Origin of the sequence: Streptomyces sp. NPDC050619 (genome assembly GCF_040654815.1) — a bacterium.
Classification (GTDB): domain Bacteria; phylum Actinomycetota; class Actinomycetes; order Streptomycetales; family Streptomycetaceae; genus Streptomyces.
Map to the genome: position 1 here is coordinate 272,292 of NZ_JBFAIR010000009.1, position 20,538 is coordinate 292,829.

Genomic DNA, 20,538 nt, shown 5'->3' on the forward strand with positions numbered 1-20,538 from the left:
GACGGGCAGACGAGTGAGGGGAGACCGGCCGTGCGTGACCGCGCCGCTGTTGTCGTTCCCCCGGCTGTCGTCCTTTCGCCGTCCGCTGTCGTTGCCTCCTCGCAGTACGAGGTGCTCCTCGTGTCCTCGTTCGTCCGGTGCCCGCTGCGCGGCCGGTACCGGATGCCCGTGACGACCGGCTGACCACGGATCACGGGTCCGACACCAGGGCACAAAACCCTGCCTGTTGGGAATCGCGCTGCCCTGTCACCACCGTCCGAAAGGCCCTGGGCCGTGCGCACCAACCTCAACACCCTCACCGTCGTCCGCAACCTCGGCATCCTCGCCCACGTCGACGCCGGCAAGACCACCGTCACCGAGCGGATCCTGTACGCCACCGGCACCACGCACAAGCGCGGCGAGGTCCACGACGGCACGACCGTCACCGACTTCGACCCGCAGGAGCGCGACCGCGGCATCACGATCTTCGCCGCGGCGGTGAGCTGCACCTGGGACGGTCACCGGATCAACCTGATCGACACCCCGGGCCATGTCGACTTCGCCGACGAGGTGGAGCGCTCGCTGCGTGTGCTCGACGGCGCGGTCGCGGTGTTCGACGCCGTCGCGGGCGTCGAGCCGCAGAGCGAGTCGGTGTGGCGGCAGGCCGACCGGCACGGCGTGCCGCGCATCGCGTTCGTCAACAAGCTGGACCGCGCCGGCGCCGACCTCGACACGGCGGTGGCGTCGATCCGGGAGCGGCTGCACCCGGCCCCGCTGGTGGTGCAGTTGCCCATCGGACGCGAGGACACCTTCACCGGTGTCGTCGATCTGCCGCGTATGCGGGCGCTGAACTGGTCCGCCGACGACGGCGGGGAGAAGGTCGAGGAAGGACCGGTCCCGGAGGGCCTGCGGGAGGAGGCGCTGCGGCGACGTCGGCTCCTGGAGGAGGCGGTGGCCGAACTCCACCCGGGAGCACTGGAGGAGTTCTGTACCCGGTCGACGCTCGACACGCGGACACTCGTCGGCGCCCTGCGCGACCTCACCCGCAGCGGCGAGGGCGTGGTCGTGCTGTGCGGCTCGGCCTACCGCAACCGCGGGATCGAGCCGCTGCTGGACGCCGTCGTTGCGTACCTGCCGTCGCCGCTGGACGTGCCCGCCGTACGCGGAACAACGTACGACGGCACGGAACAGGAGCGGGCCGCCGACCCGCGGGCGCCGTTCGCGGCACTGGCGTTCAAGGTGAACGCGACCCCGACGGGTCGGCTGACCTATCTGCGGGTGTACTCGGGAACGATCGAGAAGGGAGACACGGTCATGGACACGGGCACTCGGCGCACCGAGCGCATCGGACGGATCCTGCGCGTACGGGCCGACCGGCACGCCCAGTTGGAGCGGGCCGTCGCCGGAGACATCGTCGCCGTGGTCGGGCTCAAGTCCGCCCGGGCCGGCTCGACCCTGTGCGCGCCGGCCGCCCCGCTCGTCCTGGAACCGCCCGGCGTGGCCGACCCGGTCGTCTCCGTGGCCGTCGAGGCGCGCAGCTCCCTCGACACCGACCGGCTGGCCTCGGCGCTCGCGCGGCTGGTCGAGGAGGACCCGTCGCTGGTGGTCCGGACCGACCCCGAGACCGGCCAGACGGTGCTGTCCGGCATGGGCGAACTGCACCTGGAGGTCGCGGTGGAGAAGGTACGACGTGACCACGGGCTGGAGGTCGCCGTCGGGCGGCCGAGGGTGGCCTGTCGCGAGACGGTCGCCCGCGGGGTGTCCGGCCTGGTGTACCGGCACGTCAAACAGGACGGCGGGGCAGGGCAGTTCGCGCAGGTCGTCCTCGACGTGGAGCCGCTGGAAGCAGCCGCCGGCTTCGAGTTCCGCTCGAGTGTCGTCGGCGGTCGCGTGCCGCAGGAGTACGTCCGCGCGGTCGAGGCCGGCTGCCGGGACACCCTCGGCGAAGGGCCGCTCGGCGGGCACCCGGTGACCGGGCTGCGCGTCACCCTCACCGACGGGGCGACCCATGTGAAGGACTCCTCGGACACCGCGTTCCGCACGGCCGGCCGGTTCGCGCTCCGGGAAGCCCTGCGCGCCTGCGCGATGACCTTGCTGGAACCGGTCGTCGAGGTCACCGTCACCGTGCCCGAGGAGACCGTCGGCTCCGTCCTCGGCGACCTGGCCGCACGGCGCGGCCGGGTCTCGGGCTCGGCCACGCGCGCGGGCGCGGCGGTGGTCACCGCCACCGTGCCGCTGGCCGAACTGTTCGGCTACGCGACCCGGTTGCGCAGCCGCACCCAGGGCCGGGGCACCTTCACCACCCGGCCCACCGGCTACGCACCGGCACCGGCACCGGCACCGACGTCGGCATCGGTCTCGACGCCGACGCGGTAGCACGCGAGGCGGCCCCCTCCCGTACGCGGGCGGGGGCCGCCCTTGCGTGCAAGGCCCGGGCACGGCTGGGCCTTGCGGGCGGGCGTGGGTCCGTGGGCTGAGCGCCAGTACGCCGATCGCGGGCGCCGTAACCCAGTTGTCGGGCACCGAGCCCGCTGACACACTCGCCCCCCATGCCCATCTTCTCCGCACCCGACGGAACCCGGCTCGCCTACCACGTGTCCGGCGACGGCCCGCCCCTGATCTGCCTGCCCGGCGGCCCGATGCACGCCTCCGCCTACCTGGGCGACCTCGGCGGCCTGAGCGCCCACCGGAGCCTGATCCGCCTGGACCTGAGAGGAACGGGTGAGTCGCAGACTCCGGCGGACCCCGCGACGTACCGCTGCGACCGACTCGTCGCCGATGTCGAGGCCTTGCGCACCCACCTGGACCTCGACGAGGTCGACCTGCTGGGACACAGCGCGGGCGCGAACCTGGCCCTGCTGTACACGGCCGCCCACCCCCACCGGGTCGCCCGGCTCGCCCTGATCACGCCGAGCGTCTTCGCGGCCGGCATCGACATCCCCACCGAGGTACGCCTGTCCACCGCCCGCCTGCGCAGCGGCGAACCATGGTTCGCCGAGGCGTACGCGGCCCTGGAAGCGATCAACCAGGGCCGCCCCACCCCCGAGGTCTGGCAGGCCGTCGCCCCCTTCTCCCACGGCCGCTGGGACGAGGCCGCCCGGGCCTTCCACGCGGCCGGCGCCGAGCGAGGCAACCAGCAGGCGGCGGCCGTTTACGCGAGCGAGGGCGCCTTCGCCCCTGAGGAGCTCCGCACGTCCCTCGCCGCGTTGCCGGCCCCGGTACTCGTCCTGGCCGGCGCGGTGGACGTGGGCGCCCCGCCCCGCGCGATGACGGAGTACACCGCCCTCTTCCCGAACGCCGAGCTGGTGGTCCAGCCCGGCGCCGGGCACTACCCGTGGCTGGACGACGGGGAGGGGTTCGTGGCGCTTGCCGGGGGTTTTCTCAGCCGGGTCAGCAGTCCCTGAACTCCGGCGACTGGTTCAGCACCTGCGAGCGCGTCGAGGTGAAGCGCGCGTACGTCTCACCGTCCATCGAGCCCGGCCGGAACGCCGCCACCCGGTGGCAGTTCTGGAAGGCGAGGGTCACGCCGAAGTGGCGTTCCAGGCTGCCGCGGATCGCGTCGCTGGCCAGGGCGCGCAGGAGCTGGCCGCGCTCCTTCTCGGACGGGGGAGGCGTCTGGTTGTCGGTGAACTCGTCCTTGCCGTCGTGGAGTTCGGTGGCGAGGGAGGCGATCAGGTCGTAGGCGTACGGCAGGGAGGTGCGGACGGTGGCCACGAAGTCCTCCTCGCGGATGGCACCGTGCTCGGCTTCGGCGAGGAGCTTCGGGGAGACGTCGAGAGACATGTGAGGGGTTCCTGTCAGTGGTGATGTCGGTGGAGGGGGTGAACGGGGGAATGGATGGGGTTGGGGGAATGGCGGAATGGAGGGGGGATCAGTCGAGTGCTGCCGGGCCCGGTACGAAGTCCGGGTCCACCTGCGCTGCCAGGTCCTGGCCCGTCGCCCGGTCCGCCCAGGCGCGGGCGTTGCGCAGGTGGAAGTCGACGGCGTGGCGGTGGAGGGTGGCCCAGTCCCGGGGGCGGGAGTCGACGGCCTCGCGCAGGAGGTTCAGGGCGTGCAGGTTGTGGGGCTCCAACTCACCCTGCGGGCTGCCCTGTTCGGCCGAGCGCACCCAGGGGGAGTGCACCAGGTGGGTGAGGAGGTCGTCGCCCACCTGCTCCTTGAGGAAGAGCAGGTCGTCCTCGCCGGTCACCTTGTTGCCGACCACGGCGATCCTGATCCCGAACTCCCGCGCGTGGTCCCGGTACTGGCGGTACACCGAGACACCCTTGCGGGTGGGTTCGGCCACCAGGAAGGTGAGGTCGAAGCGGGTGAACAGTCCGGAGGCGAAGGCGTCCGCGCCCGCCGTCATGTCGACGACGACGTATTCGCCGGGGCCGTCGACCAGGTGGCTGAGGTAGAGCTCGACGCCGCCGAGCTTGGAGTGGTAGCAGGCCACGCCGAGGTCGCTCTCGTCGAACTCGCCCGTCACCATCAGGGGCACGTCACCCGCGAGCCGGACGTGCCGCGTGTGCAACTCGTCGTCACCGAGCGGGCGTAGCAGGCGTGATCCGCGTCCGGGCGGGGTGGTCTTGATCATCGCCTCGCGGGAGGCGATGCGCGGGTTGGTGCCGCGCAGGAAGTCCTTGATGTCGTCGAGGTGCGCGCCCAGCGGGGGTGCGCCCAGGTCGCCGCCGTCGTGTCCGAGGGCCTCGGCCAGGTGCTGGTTGATGTCGCCGTCGATGGCGAGGACCGGCGCGCCGGAGCGGGCCAGCTGCCGGGAGAAGAGCGCCGACAGGGTGGTCTTGCCACTGCCGCCCTTGCCGACGAACGCGATCCGCACTACCGCTCCACCTTTTTGAAAATGGATGTCATATCGGTAGGTTTTAGGTGGTGACCTGGCGGGTGTCAAATCGTGATCACCTCAATCGCTTAATGCATATGATGTGCAAGTGCGTAACTACAGCATCAGGGCCGCGAGCCCGGACGACCTCGACGGTGCGCGAGCCGTCATGCTCGACACCGTCTACCGCGACTTCGGTACCGGCTACGTGCCCCGGTGGCACGCCGACATAGTCGATCCGGCCGCCGCCTATCTCGTCCCGGCCCGCCACACCCTCCTCGTCGCCCTCGACCCGCGCGACCACGACGTCGTGGCCACGGCCGCGCTCGACTCCCGCGGCCCCGCCCACCCGCCGAACCCGCGCCACCTCGCCGAGCGCTTCCCCTCCGGCGAGACCGCCCAACTGCGCCGCGTGTACGTCCGGCCCGAGCACCGCAGGCGCGGCCTCGCCCGCCGCCTGGTCGACGAACTGCTCGCCTTCGCGGCGGCGGACGGCGGCTACCGCGCCGTCTATCTGCACACCGATCCGGCCGTGCCGGGCGCCGAGTCCTTCTGGCGGTCGCTCGGCAAGCTCGTCCACGACGAACGCGAGGACCCGGCCGGTGGCCAGGGCGTCCTGCACTTCGAGATCCCGATGGAGCGGTGACCGCATGCGACGCCTCCCCAGCCTCCCCGGCCTCTCCATAGGGCGCCTGCGCATACTCGGTGCCCTCCTGCTCGCCCCGCTCCTCACCGCCTGCTTCGCCTCCGGCACCGGCGGCTCCTCCGGCAACGCCGACACCAACTCCGGCTCCCGGCTGCGCGTCGCCCTCGCCTTCCCGCCCGCCGAGAACCTCTCGCCGTACGGCGCGGACGCCACCATCCTCAGCCGTCTCGGCGTCACCGAGGGCCTGACCTCCCTCGACGCGAACGGCGCCGCCGCCCCCGCGCTCGCCGAGTCCTGGCGCCGCGAGAACGACCGCACCTGGCGGTTCACCCTGCGCGAGGCCACCTTCCAGGACGGCTCGGACGTCACCCCGGCCACGGTCGCCGCCGCCCTCACCCACGCCACCGAGGCCAAGCCCGCGCCCGCCGCGCTCTCCGGGGTCACCCTCACGGCCAAGGCGGCGGGCAGCACCGGCCTGCGGATCACCACCGGCGCCCCCGACCCCGTCCTGCCGCTGCGGCTGGCCGGCCCCAGCCTCGCCGTCCTCTCCCCGAAGGCGTACGACGACGAGGACCGCGTCGATCCGGTCGGCACCGCCACCGGGCCCTTCGAGCTGACGAAGGTCACCGGCTCCACCAGTGCCACCCTCGACCGCTTCGACGACTACTGGGGCGGGCGCGCCCAGGCCTCCGGCGTCGACGTCCGGTTCATCGCCGACGGCACCGCCCGCGCGAGCGCCCTGCGCACCGGCGAGATCGACATCGCCGAGGCGGTTCCCGTCGCGCAGGCCGCCACCCTCGACCAGGCCACCCGCGAGGAGACGGCCACCACCCGCACCACGAGCCTGCTGCTCAATGCCGGGTCGGGCCCCTTCAAGGACCCCGCGCCGCGCGCCGCGGCACGTGCGGCCGTCGACCCCTCCGCGCTCGCCGAAGGCGTCTACGAGGGATACGCCGACCCCGGCACCGGCATCTACGGACCCGCCGTGACCTGGGCCGAGGGCAAACGACAGCAGCCGGCCGGGCGGGCGAAGCCGACGGCGCCCGACGGTACGAAGCTCACCCTCGCCACCTACGACAACCGGCCCGAACTCCCGGAAACCGCCCAGGTGTTGAAGCAACAGCTGGAGCAGGCCGGGTTCGAGGTCACGCTGGAGGTGCGCGAGTACTCCCGGCTGGAGAGCGACGCGCTGGACGGGAAGTTCGACGCCTTCGTCCTCGCCCGCAACACGCTGGTCGACACCGGCGACCCCGTCGCCGTCCTGGCCGGCGACTACACCTGCGACGGCGGCTTCAACATCGCGCAGCTGTGCGACAAGACCGTCGACCGGGCCGTGTCCAGGGCCGAGGGCATCGCCGACACCGCCGAGCGGCAGAACGCTGCCATGACCGCCGAGGCCGCGATCCTCGGCACCGACGCCGTCGTACCGCTGGTCCACCAGCGCGTCATCACCGGCGTCGGCACCTCGGTCAGCGGCGTGCTCCTCGATCCGTACGAGCGCACCCTCGTCGGCACCGGAACCCGGCGCTGAACCGTGCGACGGCAACTGGCCGCGCTCGGGTGGCGTGCCGTGCTCGCCGCCGTCCTGGTGTGCGGCATCGGGCTGCTGCCCTGGCTGACCCGGACCGATCCGGCGCTCACGGTGCTGAAGGCGCGGTCGGCGGAGCGTGCTCCCACGCCCGAGGTACTGGCGGACATCAGGGCCCAACTCGGCCTGGATCAGGGCCCGTTCCACCTGGTCGGGCAGTGGCTCGGCGGGCTGTGGCGCGGGGACGCCGGACGGTCGTGGCTCTCCGGCGGCGAGGTCACGCCCGCCGTCCTCCAGGCCCTCGGCGTGTCCCTGCTGCTGATGGCGGTGGCCCTCGCGGTCGCGACCGGCACCGCCGGCCTGGTCTGCGCCCGCACGCTGTGGCTCGGCGCGCACCGGCGGCTCGACGGGCGGCGGGCGACCGGCAGCGGCTCGGCGGTGCTGGCCGCGCTGCCGGAGTTCCTCACCGCGTCCGTGCTCGCCACCGTCGTCGGCGTGCAACTCGGCTGGCTGCCGGCCCTCGGCTGGTACGGGCCCCAGTGGACGGTGCTGCCCGCCCTCGCCCTCGGCCTGCCCGCCGGAGCCGTCGTCGGGCGGCTCCTCGACGACCTGCTGCCCGGCGCCTTCGCCGAGCCCTGGGCGCTGGCGGCAGCCGCGCGCGGACTGCCGGGCCGGAGCATCGCCCGCCAGGCGGTGCGCCGTTGCCTGCCCGGACTGCTCCCGAACCTCGGGCTGTTCGTGGTCGGCCTGACCGGCGGGGCCGTCGCCGTGGAGCAGATCTTCGACATCCCCGGCCTCGGCCGCACCACCCTCCAGGCCGCCCTCGCCCAGGACCTGCCCGTCCTCCAGGCCGGCACGCTCGCGCTCCTGCTGCTCGCCGCCGCGGCCACCGCCCTCGCCGCCCTCGCCGCTCGCCTCCTGGTCGGCCCCGCCCTGCGCGACGGCGCGCTGACCTCGCTCCACCGACCGACGCCACCCGCCCGCAGGATCCTGCCTTGTGTATACGGTGGACTGTTGCTCGGCGTCGTCGCGTTCGGCCTGCCCCGCGATCCGCTCGCTCTCGACACCGGCCGGCGCCTGCGACCACCTTCCTGGACCCACCCCTTCGGCACCGACGCCCTCGGCCGGGACCTGCTCGCCCGGGTCGCCCACGGCGCCCTCGACACCCTGCTGCTCGCCCTCGCGATCGGCGCCGCCACGCTGCTCACCGGTGTCGTCCTCGGGCTGCTGCCCCGGCTCTCGGGGCCGCTCGTCGACACGGTCAACGCCGTACCGCCCGTACTCCTCGCCCTGCTCGTCACCGCCGTCGCGGGCAGCGGATCCGCCACACCCGCGCTCGCCGTGGGCGCCGTCGCCTGGGCGCCCCTCGCCGCGCACACCTCCGCCCTCCTGCGCCAGGAACGAGCCGCCCTCCACGTCACCGCCACCCGCGGCCTCGGCGCGAACCGCCGCTACCTCCTGCGCCACGAACTCCTTCCCGCCGTCCTGCCGCCCGTCACCCGCCACGCCCTGCTGCGCCTGCCGGGCATCGCGCTCGCCCTGGCCTCGCTCGCCTTCCTCGGCCTCGGCGCACAACCGCCCTCCCCGGAATGGGGCCTCCTGCTCGCCGAGAACCAGCCCTACGCCGAGCGCGCCCCCTGGGCGGTCCTCGCCCCCGCCGCCGTACTCGCCCTGCTCGGGGCGTTCGCGGTGAGCGCGGCGGGCGGAGTGCGCCGGCCGCGGCGGGCTCGACCTCACAGGTCCGAGGCGGCGCCCGAACAACCTTCACCCACAAGGGAGTTGGCGGAAACGCGGTGACGCTGACGGCGGCGGGGCCGAACGGGCGGTGGACGTGGTGCTGCGCAGAATCACCACCGACGCGGAGGCCCCTGAAGTGTCCAGTGCCCGCCACACCGCTCCTGCCGGCCGCGGCGGTCCGGTCGTTGTCGCGCCGGTAGGGTCCACGCCATGGAGAATCAGGACATCCAGGTGGAGATCGTCCGGGCAGCGGACCAGGAACTCGTCGACGCGTTCGGCCGGATGCTGCCGCAGCTGTCCCGGGCCGCCGCGTCCCTCGATCTCGCCGCGGTCGACCGCATCCTGACCTGCGACACGAACACCGTGCTGGTCGCCCGCTCGGGCGGCGCGATCGTCGGCACCCTGACGCTGGTGATGTTTCCCGTGCCGAGCGGGCTGCGGGCCCGCATCGAGGACGTCGTCGTCGACCATGCGGCGCGCGGCCACGGAGTCGCGGGGCTGCTGACGCACGAGGCCCTGCGGCTGGCCCGGGAGGCCGGGGCGCGCACCGTCGACCTCACCTCGCGCCCGGAGCGGGCCGCGGCGAACCGCGTGTACGAACGGCTGGGTTTCCGGCCCAGGGAGTCGACCGTGTACCGGGTGCCGCTGAAGGGCTGACGCCTCAGGACGCCAACGGCTCCCGCTCCGGCTCCGGCGCGAACTCCAGTTCCAGCACCTTCGCCACCGCGGCCTCCTGGGGCAGCGAAGTCTGCGAAGTCCGCCACAGCCACAGGATGTCCCGGCCGAACGACCAGACCAGCAGCCCCAGCGCGAGCGCGACGACCGCGAACGTCGCCGCGTACGGCAGGAGGTTCGAGGCGCCCACCAGGAGCAGGATGCCCTGGAGCGCGGCCACCGTCTTGCGGGCCGTGCTCGGGGGCAGGGGCGCGTTCAGCCAGGGCAGGGCGCGGGCCGCGGCGACGAAGACGTAGCGCATGGCGCCGATCAGCAGGACCCAGGGGCCCAAGGACATCGAGACGTACACGCTCAGCACCAGGATGAGGAACGCGTCGACCTCCATGTCGAAGCGGGCGCCCAGCGGGGTCGACGTGCCGGTGGCGCGGGCCACCTTGCCGTCGACCCCGTCGAGGATGAGGGCCACCGCGGTCAGGCCGACGAAGAGGGTCACCGGTGGTGAGCTCTGGAAGGAGTCCGCGACCAGGGCCGTCACCGCGCCCACCAGGGTGGCCCGGCCGAGCGTGACGCGGTTGGCCGGGCCGAAGGAGCACGGCCGGGCGCGATGCAGCGCCCGGGAGAGCACCGCCCAGGTGGCGATGGCGAAGGCGAGGCCGGTGAGCCAGCCCGCCGGCCCCATGCCTATCGCCGTGCCGAGCAGGGCCAGCAGCAGGATCTGCAAGCCCGCTCCCACCGCGGTCTCCTGCTGGACCAGCCTCGCGTCGTAAGTGTTGTTCAGGGCCACCGCACATTCCTCCGGCCAGGTGACAGAGTCGATCAAGGCCGCGTACTGTGCGCGGCCTGTGCACACCTCGGTACGTGAACCGATTCCCGATCGTTCAGGAGGATGCCGATGAAGCGCACCGCACGTGCGTTCTGGCTCAGCTCGCCGGGGCAGGGTGAGATACGCGAAGTCGACCTCCCGGACCCCGCCGAGGGCGAAGTCGTCGTCCGGGCGCTCCACTCCGGTGTCAGCCGTGGCACCGAGACCCTCGTCTTCCGTGGCGGGGTACCCGAGAGCCAGTATGCGGCCATGCGGGCGCCGTTCCAGGAGGGCGACTTCCCGGGGCCGGTGAAGTACGGCTACCTCAGTGTGGGGGTGGTGGAGGAGGGGCCGGAGGCTCTCGTCGGGCGGAGCGTCTTCTGCCTCTATCCGCACCAGACGCGTTACGTCGTTCCGGCGAGCGCGGTGACGGTGGTACCCGACAAGGTCCCCGCCGAACGGGCCGTGCTCGCCGGCACCGTCGAGACCGCCGTGAACGCCCTGTGGGACGCCGCGCCCCTGGTCGGCGACCGGATCGCCGTCGTCGGCGGCGGCATGGTCGGCAGTTCGGTGGCCGCACTGCTGGCCCGGTTCCCCGGTGTGCGCGTCGAGTTGGTCGACGCCGATCCCGCCCGCGCCAGGACCGCCGAGGCCCTCGGCGTCGACTTCGCCGCACCCGAGGACGCCCTCGGCGACTGCGACCTCGTCGTGCACGCCAGCGCCACCGAGCAGGGACTCGCCCGGTCCCTGGAGTTGCTGAGGGCCGAAGGCACCGTCCTCGAACTGAGCTGGTACGGCGACCGGAAGGTCGCCCTCCCGCTCGGCGAGGCATTCCACTCCCGGCGCCTGGTGGTCCGCAGCAGCCAGGTCGGCACCGTCTCCCCGGCCCGCCGCTCCAGCCGTACCTATGCCGACCGGCTCGCCCTCGCCCTCGACCTGCTCGCCGACCCGGCCCTCGACGCCCTCGTCACCGGTGAGTCAGGCTTCGAGGAGTTGCCCGAGGTGATGCCCAAGCTGGCCTCGGGCGACATTGAGGCGCTCTGCCACCGGATCCGGTACTGAACGCCCGTGTGAGCGCCTGACCTGAGAAAAGGGTGAGCGTCGGCTGAACAACGGGAAGCGAAGAGCCGTACTACACGGCATCCCCCGGCAGGGTCAGGCGGGGGACCAGACGCGCCGCACCTGGAGGGTCGTCCGTTGTTCAGCATCACCGTCCGCGATCACATCATGATCGCCCACAGCTTCCGCGGCGAGGTCTTCGGGCCCGCGCAGCGCCTGCACGGAGCGACGTTCCTGGTGGACGCCACGTTCCGGCGCGAGCAGCTGGACGACGACAACATCGTCGTCGACATCGGACTGGCCACACAGGAACTCGGTGCCGTAGTCAGCGAACTGAACTACCGCAACCTCGACAACGAGCCCGACTTCGCCGGAGTCAACACCTCCACGGAGTTCCTGGCGAAGGTGATCGCCGACCGCCTCGCCGAACGGATCCACAAGGGCGCGCTCGGCGAGGGCGCCAGAGGGCTCGCCGGCCTCACCGTCGCCCTGCACGAGTCGCACGTCGCCTGGGCGAGTTACGAGCGTGCCCTGTGACCGACACGACGATGGAGCGGGCGACCGGGCTCGACTACGTGCCCGTACAGCACTCCGCCCTCAAGAACGCCGAGATCATCCCCATGTCCCTGCGCTCCGTGCACTTCGTCATGCCGGGCGGCGTGGACGACCTCACCGCGCCGAGCGGCGGCAACGCCTACGACCGGCGTGTGAGTCTGGACCTGGCCGGCTTCGGCTGGCAGGTGCACAAGCACGCGGTGGCCGGCGGCTGGCCCCGGCCGGGGGCGGACGCCCGAGCGGAACTCGCGTGCACGCTGGGGGAGTTGCCGGACGACACCGTCGTCCTGCTGGACGGTCTGGTCGCCTGCGGCGTCCCCGAGATCGTCGTCCCCGAGGCGCGGCGCCTGCGGCTGGCCGTCCTGGTCCACCTCCCGCTCGGCGACGAGACGGGACTCCAACCCGCCGTCGCCGCGGAGCTGGACGCCAAGGAACGCACCGTCCTGCGGGCCGTCCCCGCGGTCATCGCCACCAGCGACTGGGCCGTCCGCCGCCTCGTCTCCCACCACGGCCTGGCCCCCGAGCGCGTCCATGTCGCCGCCCCCGGCGCCGACATCGCCCCCCTCGCCTCCGGCACCGACGGCGTCTCCCGGCTGCTGTGCGTCGCCGCGGTGACCCCGCGCAAGGGGCAGCACCGGCTGGTCGAGGCGCTGGCCACGGTGACCGACCTGCCGTGGAGCTGCGTCTGCGTCGGCGGACTCACGCACGATCCCGCGTACGTCGCCGGACTGCGGGTCCTGATCAGGAAGTACGGCCTCGAGGGCCGCCTGCACCTCGCGGGCCCGCAGGCCGGTGCCGAACTCGACGCCAGCTACGGCGCCGCCGACCTCATGGTCCTCGCCTCCTACGCCGAGACCTACGGCATGGCGGTGACGGAGGCGCTCGCCCGCGGCATCCCCGTGCTGGCGACGGACGTCGGCGGTCTGGCGGAGGCGATCGGCCGCGCCCCCGACGGCGGCGTGCCCGGCATCCTCGTCCCGCCGGAGGACCCCGCCGCCCTCGCCGCCGAACTGCGCGGCTGGTTCGGCGAGGCGGACGTACGACGCCGTCTGAAAGCGGCGGCCCGCAGCCGCCGGGCCGCCCTGGACGGCTGGGCGACCACGGCCCGCAGCCTGGCCGGAGTACTGGGCCGGCTGCCGAGCGAACCCAGGAGGGCGGCATGAGGAGGACGTCAATGACGCAGCAGGCGGAGTGGACTGCGGCGCAGGACGGTCCCGGGGGGACCGTCGAGTCGACGGAATCGGTGATCGCCGGCACGGCTCCCGCGGACGCCGCCCGCCCGGCGGGATCGTTCCTCGCCCTCGCGGACGCGATGGACGCCGCCCCGCCGACCCAACCGGTGACCGGGGACGGATCCGGGGCGACGACACCTGTCATCGCCGGGGCCGGCCCCACCCTCCGCCCCGGTGAGCGGCCCACCGTACGGCTGCGGGACGCCGGGCCCGACGATCCGCCGCGCTACGCCCCCGAATGGCTGGAGCTGCGGGAGCCCGCCGACGCCGCCGCGCGGGCGCACGAGTTGCTCGACCCGCTGCGGATCCGGCTCGCCAACCTGCCCGGGAAGGCCGGTCTTGTCGTGCACGACCTGGGCTGCGGCACCGGCTCGATGGGCCGCTGGCTGGCGCCCCGCCTGGACGGCGCCCAGCACTGGATCCTGCACGACCGCGACCCCTACCTGCTCCACTTCGCCGCCGTCGCCTCACCGCGCTCCGCCGCCGACGGCAGCCGGGTCACGGTCGAGTCCCGGCGCGGTGACGTCGGCCGGCTCACCGCGGACGCCCTCGCCGGCGCGTCCCTGGTGACGGCCTCCGCGCTGCTCGACGTCCTCACCCGCGAGGAGATCGACACGTTCGCCGACGCCTGCACCGGAGCCGGCTGCCCGGCCCTGCTGACGCTCTCGGTGGCCGGCCGCGTCGACCTCACCCCGTCCCATCCGCTCGACGCGGAGATCACCCAGGCGTTCAACGCCCATCAGCGCCGAGACGGTCTGCTGGGCCCGGACGCGGTCACCGCGGCCTGCGAGGCGTTCTCCGAACGCGGTGCGACCGTACGGCTGCACCCGAGCCCCTGGCGGCTCGGTCCCGCCGAATCCGCGCTGACGGCCCAGTGGCTGCGCGGCTGGGTCGGCGCGGCTGTCGAGGAGCGGCCCGAGCTGGCGCCGCGCGCGGAACCGTATCTGCGGGAGCGCCTCGCCGCCTGTGCGGCGGGGGAGTTGCGGGTCGTGGTCCACCACAGCGACCTGCTCGCCCTGTCCCGGCCGACGGGCGGGGCGTCATGAGCATCGAGACGGTGCGGACCCGGGCGGTCCGGCCCGACGCCGGGCCGTGCGCACGGCAGGTCGACGTGGGCGAGGTGTTCGTGCGGGTCGGCGGTCCGGGGACGGTACCGGTGGATGTGGCCGAGCAGGTTGACGTGGGCGAGGTGTTCGTGCGGGTCGGCGGTCCGGGGACGGTACCGGCGGGTGTGGCCGAGCAGGTTGACGTGGGCGAGGTGTTCGTGCGGGTCGGCGGTCCGGGGACGGTACCGGCGGGTGTGGCCGAGCAGGCTGACGTGGGCGAGGTGTTCGTGCGGGTCGGCGGCCCGGCGACGGCACCCGCGGATGTGGCCGAGGTGCTCGCGCGGCCCCCCGCGGATGTGGCCGTCTCCCAGGCGCGGATCGGCGTGATCGTGACCGAGGACCGGTCCCGCGCCACCCCGGACGCACCGGACTCCCCCCGGTGGCGCACCGCCCTGCGCGGCGTCCTGGCCCGCCTCAACTCCCGTGCCGTACGCACCCACCTGGGCACGGTCGCGGGGATCGCCATCCTCGCCGTACTCCTGTGGCGCCTCGGTACCGGGGTCTTCCTGGACGGGCTGCGCAGGATCGACGGGCCGACGCTGCTGGCGGCCGTCGGGATCGGCCTGGTCACCACCGTGTTCAGCGCCTGGCGCTGGGCGCTGGTGGCGCGGGGCCTGAGGATCCGGCTGCCGCTCGGGCCGGCCGTGGCCGACTACTACCGCGCCCTGTTCCTGAACGCGGCCCTGCCCGGCGGTGTCATCGGCGACGTCCACCGGGCGGTCCGGCACGGGCAGAGCGCCGGTGACCTCGGCCGCGGTGTCCGCGCGGTCGTCCTCGAACGGGCCGCGGGACAGGCCGTGCTGGCGGTCGTCGGCGCGGCGGTGCTGCTGACGATGCCGTCGCCCGTGCTGACCGAGGCCCGCCAACTCGCCCCGCTGATCGGCCTCGCCGCGCTGGGCGCGCTCGCGGTCGTCGTGGCCCTCCGGATGAACCGGGCCCCCTCCCGCCGGGGCTCCCGCCGTGGACGCGCCCTGCGCGCCGTCCTCGTCGAGGCCCGCGAGGGACTGCTGTCCCGCCGCAACTGGCCCGGTGTCGCCCTGTCTTCGGCGGTGATCCTGGCGGGCCACCTCGCGATGTTCGTCGTCGCCGCCCGGGTCGCCGGATCCGCGGCCTCCGTCGCCGTCCTGCTGCCCCTGGCGGTCCTGGCCCTGCTCGCCATGGGCGTGCCGCTCAACGTCGGCGGCTGGGGGCCCCGCGAGGGCGTCACCGTCTGGGCGTTCAGTGCGGCGGGCCTCGGCGCGAGCAGCGGACTGGCGGTCGCCGTGGTGTACGGCGTGCTCAGCTTCGTGGCCAGTCTGCCGGGCGCCCTCGTCCTGGTCGCCCGCTGGTACACGGGCCTGCGCGGGGACGGAGACGGGGCAGGGACCGTCGTAGCGGAAACGGACCCGGAGCCCCACGACCACGCGCTCAAGGGCCGCTACCCGCGCGCGCTTTCCGCGGCCTCCGCGGTGGTGCCCGCTGCCGAAGTGAGCATCGAGAAATACGTCTCGAAGGAATCGGCGAGGCTCGCGAGCAGTTCCTTCCCCTTTTCCGCGGACCCGAGGGAAGGACGGCCGATGACACCCGAATCGGTATAGGCGGACATCCCGACGGTAAGCAGATGACGACGGTCGTCCGCGACCAAATCGGCGGACTCGTAACCGGGTCGGACCATTTCGGGATGGGCGTGCAGAAGGATGGAGGTCTCGATTTCCCCGGCGTGCATGTCGGTGAGCAGCGAGGTCGACACCCCGGCCCGCTCCCGCGCCGCCTCCCAGTCCTCCGGGGCCGGGAACAGCGCCATCCGCTCACCACGCGCGGAGGACTCCTGGACGACATTGCCCAGGACGTAGTTCCCGCCGTGCCCGTTGACCACCACCAGGGCCTCGACGCCCGATCGGCGCAGCGACGCCGCGATGTCCCGTACCACCGCGTGAAGGGTGACGGAGGAGATGCTGACGGTTCCCGGCCAGGCCGCGTGCTCGTGCGAGCAGGCGATGGTCACCGGAGGAAGGAGGTGCACCGGGTACGCGGCGGCGATCTCCCGGGCGACGGCACAGGCGACGAGGGTATCGGTCGCCAGCGGAAGGAACGGACCGTGCTGCTCGAAGCTCCCGACGGGAAGGACCGCGACCTGCGTTGAGACGCCCGCGCCTCGTGTCCGTACGTCTTCCGTAGTGTCCGCCGGCACCAGACCGTATGCCGTCGGCCGTATTCCCGAACCACTCATCTTTTCACGGCCTTTCGTCTCTGCTTAGGAACCAGATCATGACAGAAAAAATTGGTGTACTCGGCAAGAAGCCACCACAGTGCACGGGTGTGGAACGCGTCGTGAATGTCTCGCTGCCCACGGTGTACGGGAATTTCCAGGCGGTCGGCTATCTCGACCACGACCGTGGTGACGAACAAGTGGCCCTGGTCTACGGCGAGATCGGCACGGACGATGTTCTCACGCGGCTGCATTCCGAGTGCCTGACCGGTGACGCCTTCGGCTCCCAGCACTGCGAGTGCGGCGACCAGCTGGCCTCCGCGCTGCGCGCCGTCGCCGCCGAAGGCCGCGGCATCGTCGTCTACTTGAGAGGGCATGAGGGCCGGGGCATCGGTCTGCTGGCCAAGCTGCGGGCGATGGCCCTGCAAGCGGAGGGCCTGGACACCGTCGAGGCGAACCTGGCGCTCGGTCTGCCGGTGGACGCCCGCGACTACGGCGTCGCCGCCGAGATCCTGCACGACCTGGGCGTGAACTCCGTACGCCTGATGTCGAACAACCCGCGCAAGCGGGAGGCGTTGCTGCGGCACGGCATCCAGGTCGCCGAGACGGTGCCGCTGCTGATACCGCCGTCCGAGAACAACATCACCTATCTGCGGACGAAGCGGGAGCGGATGGACCACCACCTGCCCCATCTGGACGCGATGGCGCATCTGTCCTGACTGTGCGCCGTGCGGTGTGCGCGGTCACAGGTCGGGGCAGAGTCGGGTCATAGGCCGGGTCCTAGGTCATAGGAGACACGCCCGTGAATCTTGAGGCTCAGGCCGTGATCGTCGGCGGTGGGGTGATCGGCACCAGCATCGCCCGCCACCTCGCCCGCGCCGGCGTCCGGGACGTCGTCCTCGTCGAGCGGGACGAACTCGCCGCCGGCTCCACCTCGAAGGCCGCGGGCGGGGTGCGGGCGCAGTTCTCCGACGACCTCAACGTGCGGCTGGGCGCGCGCAGTCTGGAGGCCTTCGGGCGGTTCGAGGAGGAGACGGGACACGACATCGGGCTGCACCGGGTCGGCTACCTGTTCCTGCTGTCCACGCCCGAGGAGGTCGCGTCCTTCGAAGCGGGGGTGCGCCTCCAGAACTCCCTCGGGGTCCCCAGCCGCATGATCACCCCGAAGGAGGCCCGCCGGCTCTCCCCGCTGATCAGCACGGACGGGCTGCTGGCGGCGGCGTTCTCGCCCGACGACGGCCACTGCACACCCGAGGCCGTCGTCACCGGCTACGCGGCCGACGCCCGCCGCCACGGCGCGCGGATCCTGCGGCACACCGAGGTCACCGGCATCGAACTGAGCGGCGAGCGCATCACGGCCGTGGTGACGAGCCTGGGCCGGATCACCACCGACACGGTGATCTGCGCGGCCGGCGCCTGGTCGCGAGCCGTCGGCGCGATGGCCGGCGTGGACCTGCCGGTGGATCCGCTGCGCCGACAGATCGCGGTCACCGAGCCGGTCGAGGGGCTGCCGCCGGATCTCCCCATGACCATCGACTTCACCTCCAGCCTCTACTTCCACGCCGAGGGGCCCGGCCTGCTCGTCGGGATGTCCGACCCCGACGAGCGGCCCGGCTTCGCCACCGACACCCACGACCGCTGGATCCCCCGCCTGTACGAGGCCATGGAGCGCCGCGCCCCCGCGCTCCTCGATCTGCGCCGCACCGGCGGCTGGGCGGGCCTGTACGAGATCACGCCGGACCACAACGCCCTGATCGGCGAGGCGACTTCGGTATCCCGTTTTCTGTATGCGACGGGCTTCTCCGGGCACGGCTTCCTGCAAGGGCCCGCCGTCGGCGAGGTCGTCCGCGACCTGTACCTGGGCCGCGTACCCTTCGTGGACGTCAGCCCCTTGAGCGCCGGCCGGTTCGCGGCCGACGCCCCGCGCCCGGAGGGCAACCTGGTATGACCGAGCTCCATCTGTGGCTGCGCCACGAGGCCCGCGGCACCGAGCGGCGCACGCCGATCGTCCCGTCCGACGCGCGGCGGCTCGTCGACAGCGGAGTGACCCTCACCGTCGAGGAGTCCCCGCAGCGGATCTTCCCCGTGGCTCAGTACGCCGCGGCCGGATGCCGGGTCGCGCCGGCCGGCTCGTGGGTGTCGGCGCCTCAGGACGCCGTCGTCCTCGGGCTGAAGGAACTTCCCGACGAACCCGCCGAGTTGAGGCACCGGCACATCTTCTTCGGGCATGCCTACAAGCGGCAGCCGGGAGCCGGCGAGCTCCTCGGGCGGTTCGCCGCCGGGGGCGGGGCGCTGCTCGACCTCGAATACCTCGTGGACGACAACGGCCGACGGCTCGCCGCCTTCGGGTTCTGGGCCGGTTACCTGGGCGCCGCCCTGGCCGTGCTCCAGCACCGCGGCAGGCTCGTCGCGCCGCTGACGCCCACCGACAAGGACGCGCTGGACGAGACACTGCGCCCGGCCCCCGGGGACGCGGAGTTCACCGCCCTGGTGATCGGCGCGCTCGGCCGCAGCGGACGGGGTGCCCGCGTCGCCTTCCACACGGCCGGGCTCGAGCCCACCTGCTGGGACCTCGCCGAGACCCGCGACCTGGACCGCCGCGCCCTGCTGGACCACGACGTGATGGTGAACGCGGTACTGGCCACCACCCCCGTCCCGCCCTTCCTGCGCGAGGCGGACCTGGACGCCCCCGCCCGCCGGCTGCGCACCCTCTGCGACGTCACCTGCGATGTCGGCTCACCGCTGAACGTCCTGCCGGTCTACGACCGCACCACCGACTGGACTCAGCCGGCCCGGCGACTGCGCAAGGAGCCGCCGCTGGACCTGATCGCCATCGACAACCTGCCGTCCCTGCTGCCGAAGGAGTCCAGCACCGACTTCTCGGCGTCGCTGCTGCCCCAGCTGCTCGACTTCGGCGTGGGCGGACCGTGGGGGCGCTGTCTGGACCGGTTCCATCAGGCCTGCCGCGAACTGGGCATCGTAGAGAGGGAGTTCCGTGACGTCTGAGGTCGTGTCCGAGGCCGTTCCCGCGAGCCGTACCGTCCACTGGATCGGCGCGGGTCTGTCCACCGGCAGCGGTCTGGCCGCGCTGTGCGAGGCGGCCGAGCGGGTACGGCTGTGGCACCGCACCGAGGAACGCGCCGCCCAGGCCCTCGCGTCGCTGGACCTCACCGGCCGTGCCGAACCTCGCGCGTACACGCCGGACGCGCTGAGGGCCGAACTGGCCCCCGGTGACGTGGTCGTGTCGATGCTGCCGGCTCCCGAGCACGCCCCGCTGCTGGCCCTCTGCGTCCGCGAGCGGGCGCACTTCGCCTGCTCCAGCTATGTGTCCGACGCCGTCCTGGAGCAGGTGCCCGAGGCCACGAGGGCCGGGATCGTCGTTCTCACCGAGGCCGGTCTCGACCCGGGCATCGACCACCTCTTCGCGCACAGCCTGGTCGCCCGGGCCCGGGCGGCGGTCGGCGACGACACGGCGGCCTCGTACAGCCTCACCTCCTACTGCGGCGGCGTCCCCGCGGAACCGAACGACTTCCGCTACCGCTTCAGCTGGGCACCCCTGGGTGTCCTCAACGCCCTGCGCTCACCCGCCCGCTACATCGAGGACGGCGCCGAGACCACCGCCGACCGGCCCTGGGAGGCGACCCGGCGGCACGTCGTCGACGGCGAGACCTTCGAGGCCTACCCCAACCGCGACAGCCTGCCCTTCGTCGAGCAGTACGGTCTGCCGCCCGCCTGGAAGCCGCGTACCTTCGTGCGCGGCACCCTGCGGCTGGACGGCTGGCTGCGGGCCTGGAACGCCGTCTTCGCGGAGCTGAAGGCCGGCGACGACGCCCGTATCGCGGCCCTGGCCCAGGGGCTGGCGGCGAAGTACCCGACCACGGACGCCGACCGGGACCGCGTCGTCCTCGCCGTGTCGCTGGATGTGCGCGGCGGGCCGGGAGGGAGTTGGTCGGGCGGCTACCTGCTCGACCTGGTGGGGGACGATCAGGACAGCGCGATGGCCCGCTGTGTCTCCCGCACGCTCGCACTCGGCGTCCGCCACGTCCTGGACGGCTCCCTGCCACCGGGCCTGAACCGCGCCGCCGAGACGGCTGCCCGGTCCCAGGAGTGGCTGGCCGAACTCGCCCGGGAGGGCGTCCACTTCACGGCTGGTGGGCAAGCCGGCGTGTAGTGCGTAGGCACCAGGGACACGTGCGTGGCTGGTCCGGGTGC

The 20,538-nt window shown here is 73.1% G+C and carries 19 protein-coding genes and 1 pseudogene; 16 read left to right on the top strand and 4 right to left on the bottom strand.

The features are described from left to right. The first annotated feature begins 30 nt into the window (after nucleotides 1-30). From AB0I77_RS17760 to AB0I77_RS17770, 3 genes are all read left to right on the top strand, one after another. On the top strand, nucleotides 31-183 hold the full coding sequence (locus tag AB0I77_RS17760) for a hypothetical protein (protein ID WP_363283483.1): 153 nt from the start codon (nucleotides 31-33) through the stop codon (nucleotides 181-183). Nucleotides 184-273: 90 nt separating this feature from the next. Continuing rightward, nucleotides 274-2,355 (top strand): elongation factor G, encoded by a 2,082-nt coding sequence (gene fusA / locus AB0I77_RS17765; protein ID WP_363283484.1) that lies wholly within the window; start codon nucleotides 274-276, stop codon nucleotides 2,353-2,355. Between the two features lie 173 nt (nucleotides 2,356-2,528). Further along, a complete protein-coding gene (locus AB0I77_RS17770) occupies nucleotides 2,529-3,383 on the top strand; it encodes an alpha/beta hydrolase (protein WP_363283485.1) in 855 nt (284 codons plus the stop codon). Here the strand turns inward: AB0I77_RS17770 and AB0I77_RS17775 are convergent. Together AB0I77_RS17775 and AB0I77_RS17780 are read right to left on the bottom strand one after the other, a co-directional pair. Beyond that, complete coding sequence (locus AB0I77_RS17775; RefSeq protein WP_363283486.1) at nucleotides 3,370-3,762, bottom strand: SCO5389 family protein; 393 nt, start codon at nucleotides 3,760-3,762, stop codon at nucleotides 3,370-3,372. The genes AB0I77_RS17770 and AB0I77_RS17775 overlap by 14 nt on opposite strands. 88 nt (nucleotides 3,763-3,850) lie before the next feature. Then, nucleotides 3,851-4,798, bottom strand: a complete 948-nt coding sequence (locus AB0I77_RS17780) for an ATP-binding protein (protein WP_363283487.1) — start codon at nucleotides 4,796-4,798, stop codon at nucleotides 3,851-3,853. 109 nt (nucleotides 4,799-4,907) lie between these two features. Between AB0I77_RS17780 and AB0I77_RS17785 the strand changes: the two genes are divergently transcribed. The 4 genes from AB0I77_RS17785 to AB0I77_RS17800 all read left to right on the top strand — a co-directional run bounded on the left by AB0I77_RS17785 (nucleotide 4,908) and on the right by AB0I77_RS17800 (nucleotide 9,366). Continuing rightward, complete coding sequence (locus AB0I77_RS17785; RefSeq protein WP_363283488.1) at nucleotides 4,908-5,444, top strand: GNAT family N-acetyltransferase; 537 nt, start codon at nucleotides 4,908-4,910, stop codon at nucleotides 5,442-5,444. A 4-nt stretch (nucleotides 5,445-5,448) separates the two neighbouring features. Then, nucleotides 5,449-6,975, top strand: coding sequence for an ABC transporter substrate-binding protein (locus AB0I77_RS17790; RefSeq protein WP_363283489.1), 1,527 nt, complete (start codon nucleotides 5,449-5,451; stop codon nucleotides 6,973-6,975). 3 nt (nucleotides 6,976-6,978) lie between these two features. After that, nucleotides 6,979-8,769, top strand: coding sequence for an ABC transporter permease subunit (locus tag AB0I77_RS17795; RefSeq protein WP_363283490.1), 1,791 nt, complete (start codon nucleotides 6,979-6,981; stop codon nucleotides 8,767-8,769). A gap of 150 nt (nucleotides 8,770-8,919) precedes the next feature. Further along, nucleotides 8,920-9,366 carry a GNAT family N-acetyltransferase gene (locus tag AB0I77_RS17800; RefSeq protein WP_363283491.1) on the top strand — a complete coding sequence of 149 codons (447 nt, stop codon included), beginning with the start codon at nucleotides 8,920-8,922 and terminating at the stop codon, nucleotides 9,364-9,366. A gap of 4 nt (nucleotides 9,367-9,370) precedes the next feature. Here AB0I77_RS17800 and AB0I77_RS17805 read toward each other — a convergent pair whose 3' ends face one another. Further along, nucleotides 9,371-10,168, bottom strand: coding sequence for a CDP-alcohol phosphatidyltransferase family protein (locus tag AB0I77_RS17805; RefSeq protein WP_363283527.1), 798 nt, complete (start codon nucleotides 10,166-10,168; stop codon nucleotides 9,371-9,373). A 108-nt stretch (nucleotides 10,169-10,276) separates the two neighbouring features. On the opposite strand from AB0I77_RS17805, the gene AB0I77_RS17810 reads away from it, so the two are divergent. From AB0I77_RS17810 to AB0I77_RS17830, 5 genes and pseudogenes are all read left to right on the top strand, one after another. Continuing rightward, nucleotides 10,277-11,248 (top strand): zinc-binding alcohol dehydrogenase, encoded by a 972-nt coding sequence (locus tag AB0I77_RS17810; protein ID WP_363283492.1) that lies wholly within the window; start codon nucleotides 10,277-10,279, stop codon nucleotides 11,246-11,248. Nucleotides 11,249-11,383: 135 nt separating this feature from the next. Further along, the gene (locus AB0I77_RS17815; RefSeq protein WP_363283493.1) at nucleotides 11,384-11,782 is read left to right on the top strand and encodes a 6-carboxytetrahydropterin synthase; all 399 of its coding nucleotides are present in this window, start codon (nucleotides 11,384-11,386) and stop codon (nucleotides 11,780-11,782) included. After that, the gene (locus tag AB0I77_RS17820; protein WP_363283494.1) at nucleotides 11,779-12,963 is read left to right on the top strand and encodes a glycosyltransferase family 4 protein; all 1,185 of its coding nucleotides are present in this window, start codon (nucleotides 11,779-11,781) and stop codon (nucleotides 12,961-12,963) included. The genes AB0I77_RS17815 and AB0I77_RS17820 overlap by 4 nt, the downstream gene beginning before the upstream one ends. A gap of 149 nt (nucleotides 12,964-13,112) precedes the next feature. Beyond that, nucleotides 13,113-14,078 (top strand): class I SAM-dependent methyltransferase, encoded by a 966-nt coding sequence (locus AB0I77_RS17825; RefSeq protein WP_363283528.1) that lies wholly within the window; start codon nucleotides 13,113-13,115, stop codon nucleotides 14,076-14,078. Then, a pseudogene (locus AB0I77_RS17830) lies at nucleotides 14,075-15,382 on the top strand (lysylphosphatidylglycerol synthase transmembrane domain-containing protein); the annotation flags it as partial. The gene AB0I77_RS17825 and the pseudogene AB0I77_RS17830, both read left to right, overlap by 4 nt. Nucleotides 15,383-15,555: 173 nt before the next feature. On the opposite strand, the gene AB0I77_RS17835 reads toward AB0I77_RS17830, so the two are convergent. After that, nucleotides 15,556-16,347, bottom strand: a complete 792-nt coding sequence (locus tag AB0I77_RS17835) for a creatininase family protein (protein WP_363283495.1) — start codon at nucleotides 16,345-16,347, stop codon at nucleotides 15,556-15,558. A gap of 38 nt (nucleotides 16,348-16,385) precedes the next feature. Between AB0I77_RS17835 and ribA the strand changes: the two genes are divergently transcribed. The 4 genes from ribA to AB0I77_RS17855 all read left to right on the top strand — a co-directional run bounded on the left by ribA (nucleotide 16,386) and on the right by AB0I77_RS17855 (nucleotide 20,497). Then, nucleotides 16,386-17,045 (top strand): GTP cyclohydrolase II, encoded by a 660-nt coding sequence (gene ribA / locus AB0I77_RS17840; RefSeq protein ID WP_363283496.1) that lies wholly within the window; start codon nucleotides 16,386-16,388, stop codon nucleotides 17,043-17,045. 83 nt (nucleotides 17,046-17,128) lie between these two features. After that, complete coding sequence (locus tag AB0I77_RS17845) at nucleotides 17,129-18,274, top strand: FAD-binding oxidoreductase (RefSeq protein ID WP_363283497.1); 1,146 nt, start codon at nucleotides 17,129-17,131, stop codon at nucleotides 18,272-18,274. Beyond that, entirely contained in the window at nucleotides 18,271-19,332 is a 1,062-nt protein-coding gene (locus AB0I77_RS17850; RefSeq protein ID WP_363283498.1) for a saccharopine dehydrogenase, read from the top strand. Before AB0I77_RS17845 ends, AB0I77_RS17850 begins: the two co-directional genes overlap by 4 nt. A gap of 4 nt (nucleotides 19,333-19,336) precedes the next feature. Further along, a complete protein-coding gene (locus AB0I77_RS17855; protein WP_363283529.1) occupies nucleotides 19,337-20,497 on the top strand; it encodes a saccharopine dehydrogenase family protein in 1,161 nt (386 codons plus the stop codon). Nucleotides 20,498-20,538: the final 41 nt, after the last annotated feature.

Coding starts and splice junctions, on each gene's coding strand:
- ribA (WP_363283496.1), top strand. CDS start 16,386: ATGACAGAAAAAATTGGTGTACTCGGCAAGAAGCCACCACAGTGCACG.
- AB0I77_RS17825 (WP_363283528.1), top strand. CDS start 13,113: ATGGACGCCGCCCCGCCGACCCAACCGGTGACCGGGGACGGATCCGGG.
- AB0I77_RS17835 (WP_363283495.1), bottom strand. CDS start 16,347: ATGAGTGGTTCGGGAATACGGCCGACGGCATACGGTCTGGTGCCGGCG.
- AB0I77_RS17810 (WP_363283492.1), top strand. CDS start 10,277: ATGAAGCGCACCGCACGTGCGTTCTGGCTCAGCTCGCCGGGGCAGGGT.
- AB0I77_RS17775 (WP_363283486.1), bottom strand. CDS start 3,762: ATGTCTCTCGACGTCTCCCCGAAGCTCCTCGCCGAAGCCGAGCACGGT.
- AB0I77_RS17790 (WP_363283489.1), top strand. CDS start 5,449: ATGCGACGCCTCCCCAGCCTCCCCGGCCTCTCCATAGGGCGCCTGCGC.
- AB0I77_RS17850 (WP_363283498.1), top strand. CDS start 18,271: ATGACCGAGCTCCATCTGTGGCTGCGCCACGAGGCCCGCGGCACCGAG.
- AB0I77_RS17800 (WP_363283491.1), top strand. CDS start 8,920: ATGGAGAATCAGGACATCCAGGTGGAGATCGTCCGGGCAGCGGACCAG.
- AB0I77_RS17770 (WP_363283485.1), top strand. CDS start 2,529: ATGCCCATCTTCTCCGCACCCGACGGAACCCGGCTCGCCTACCACGTG.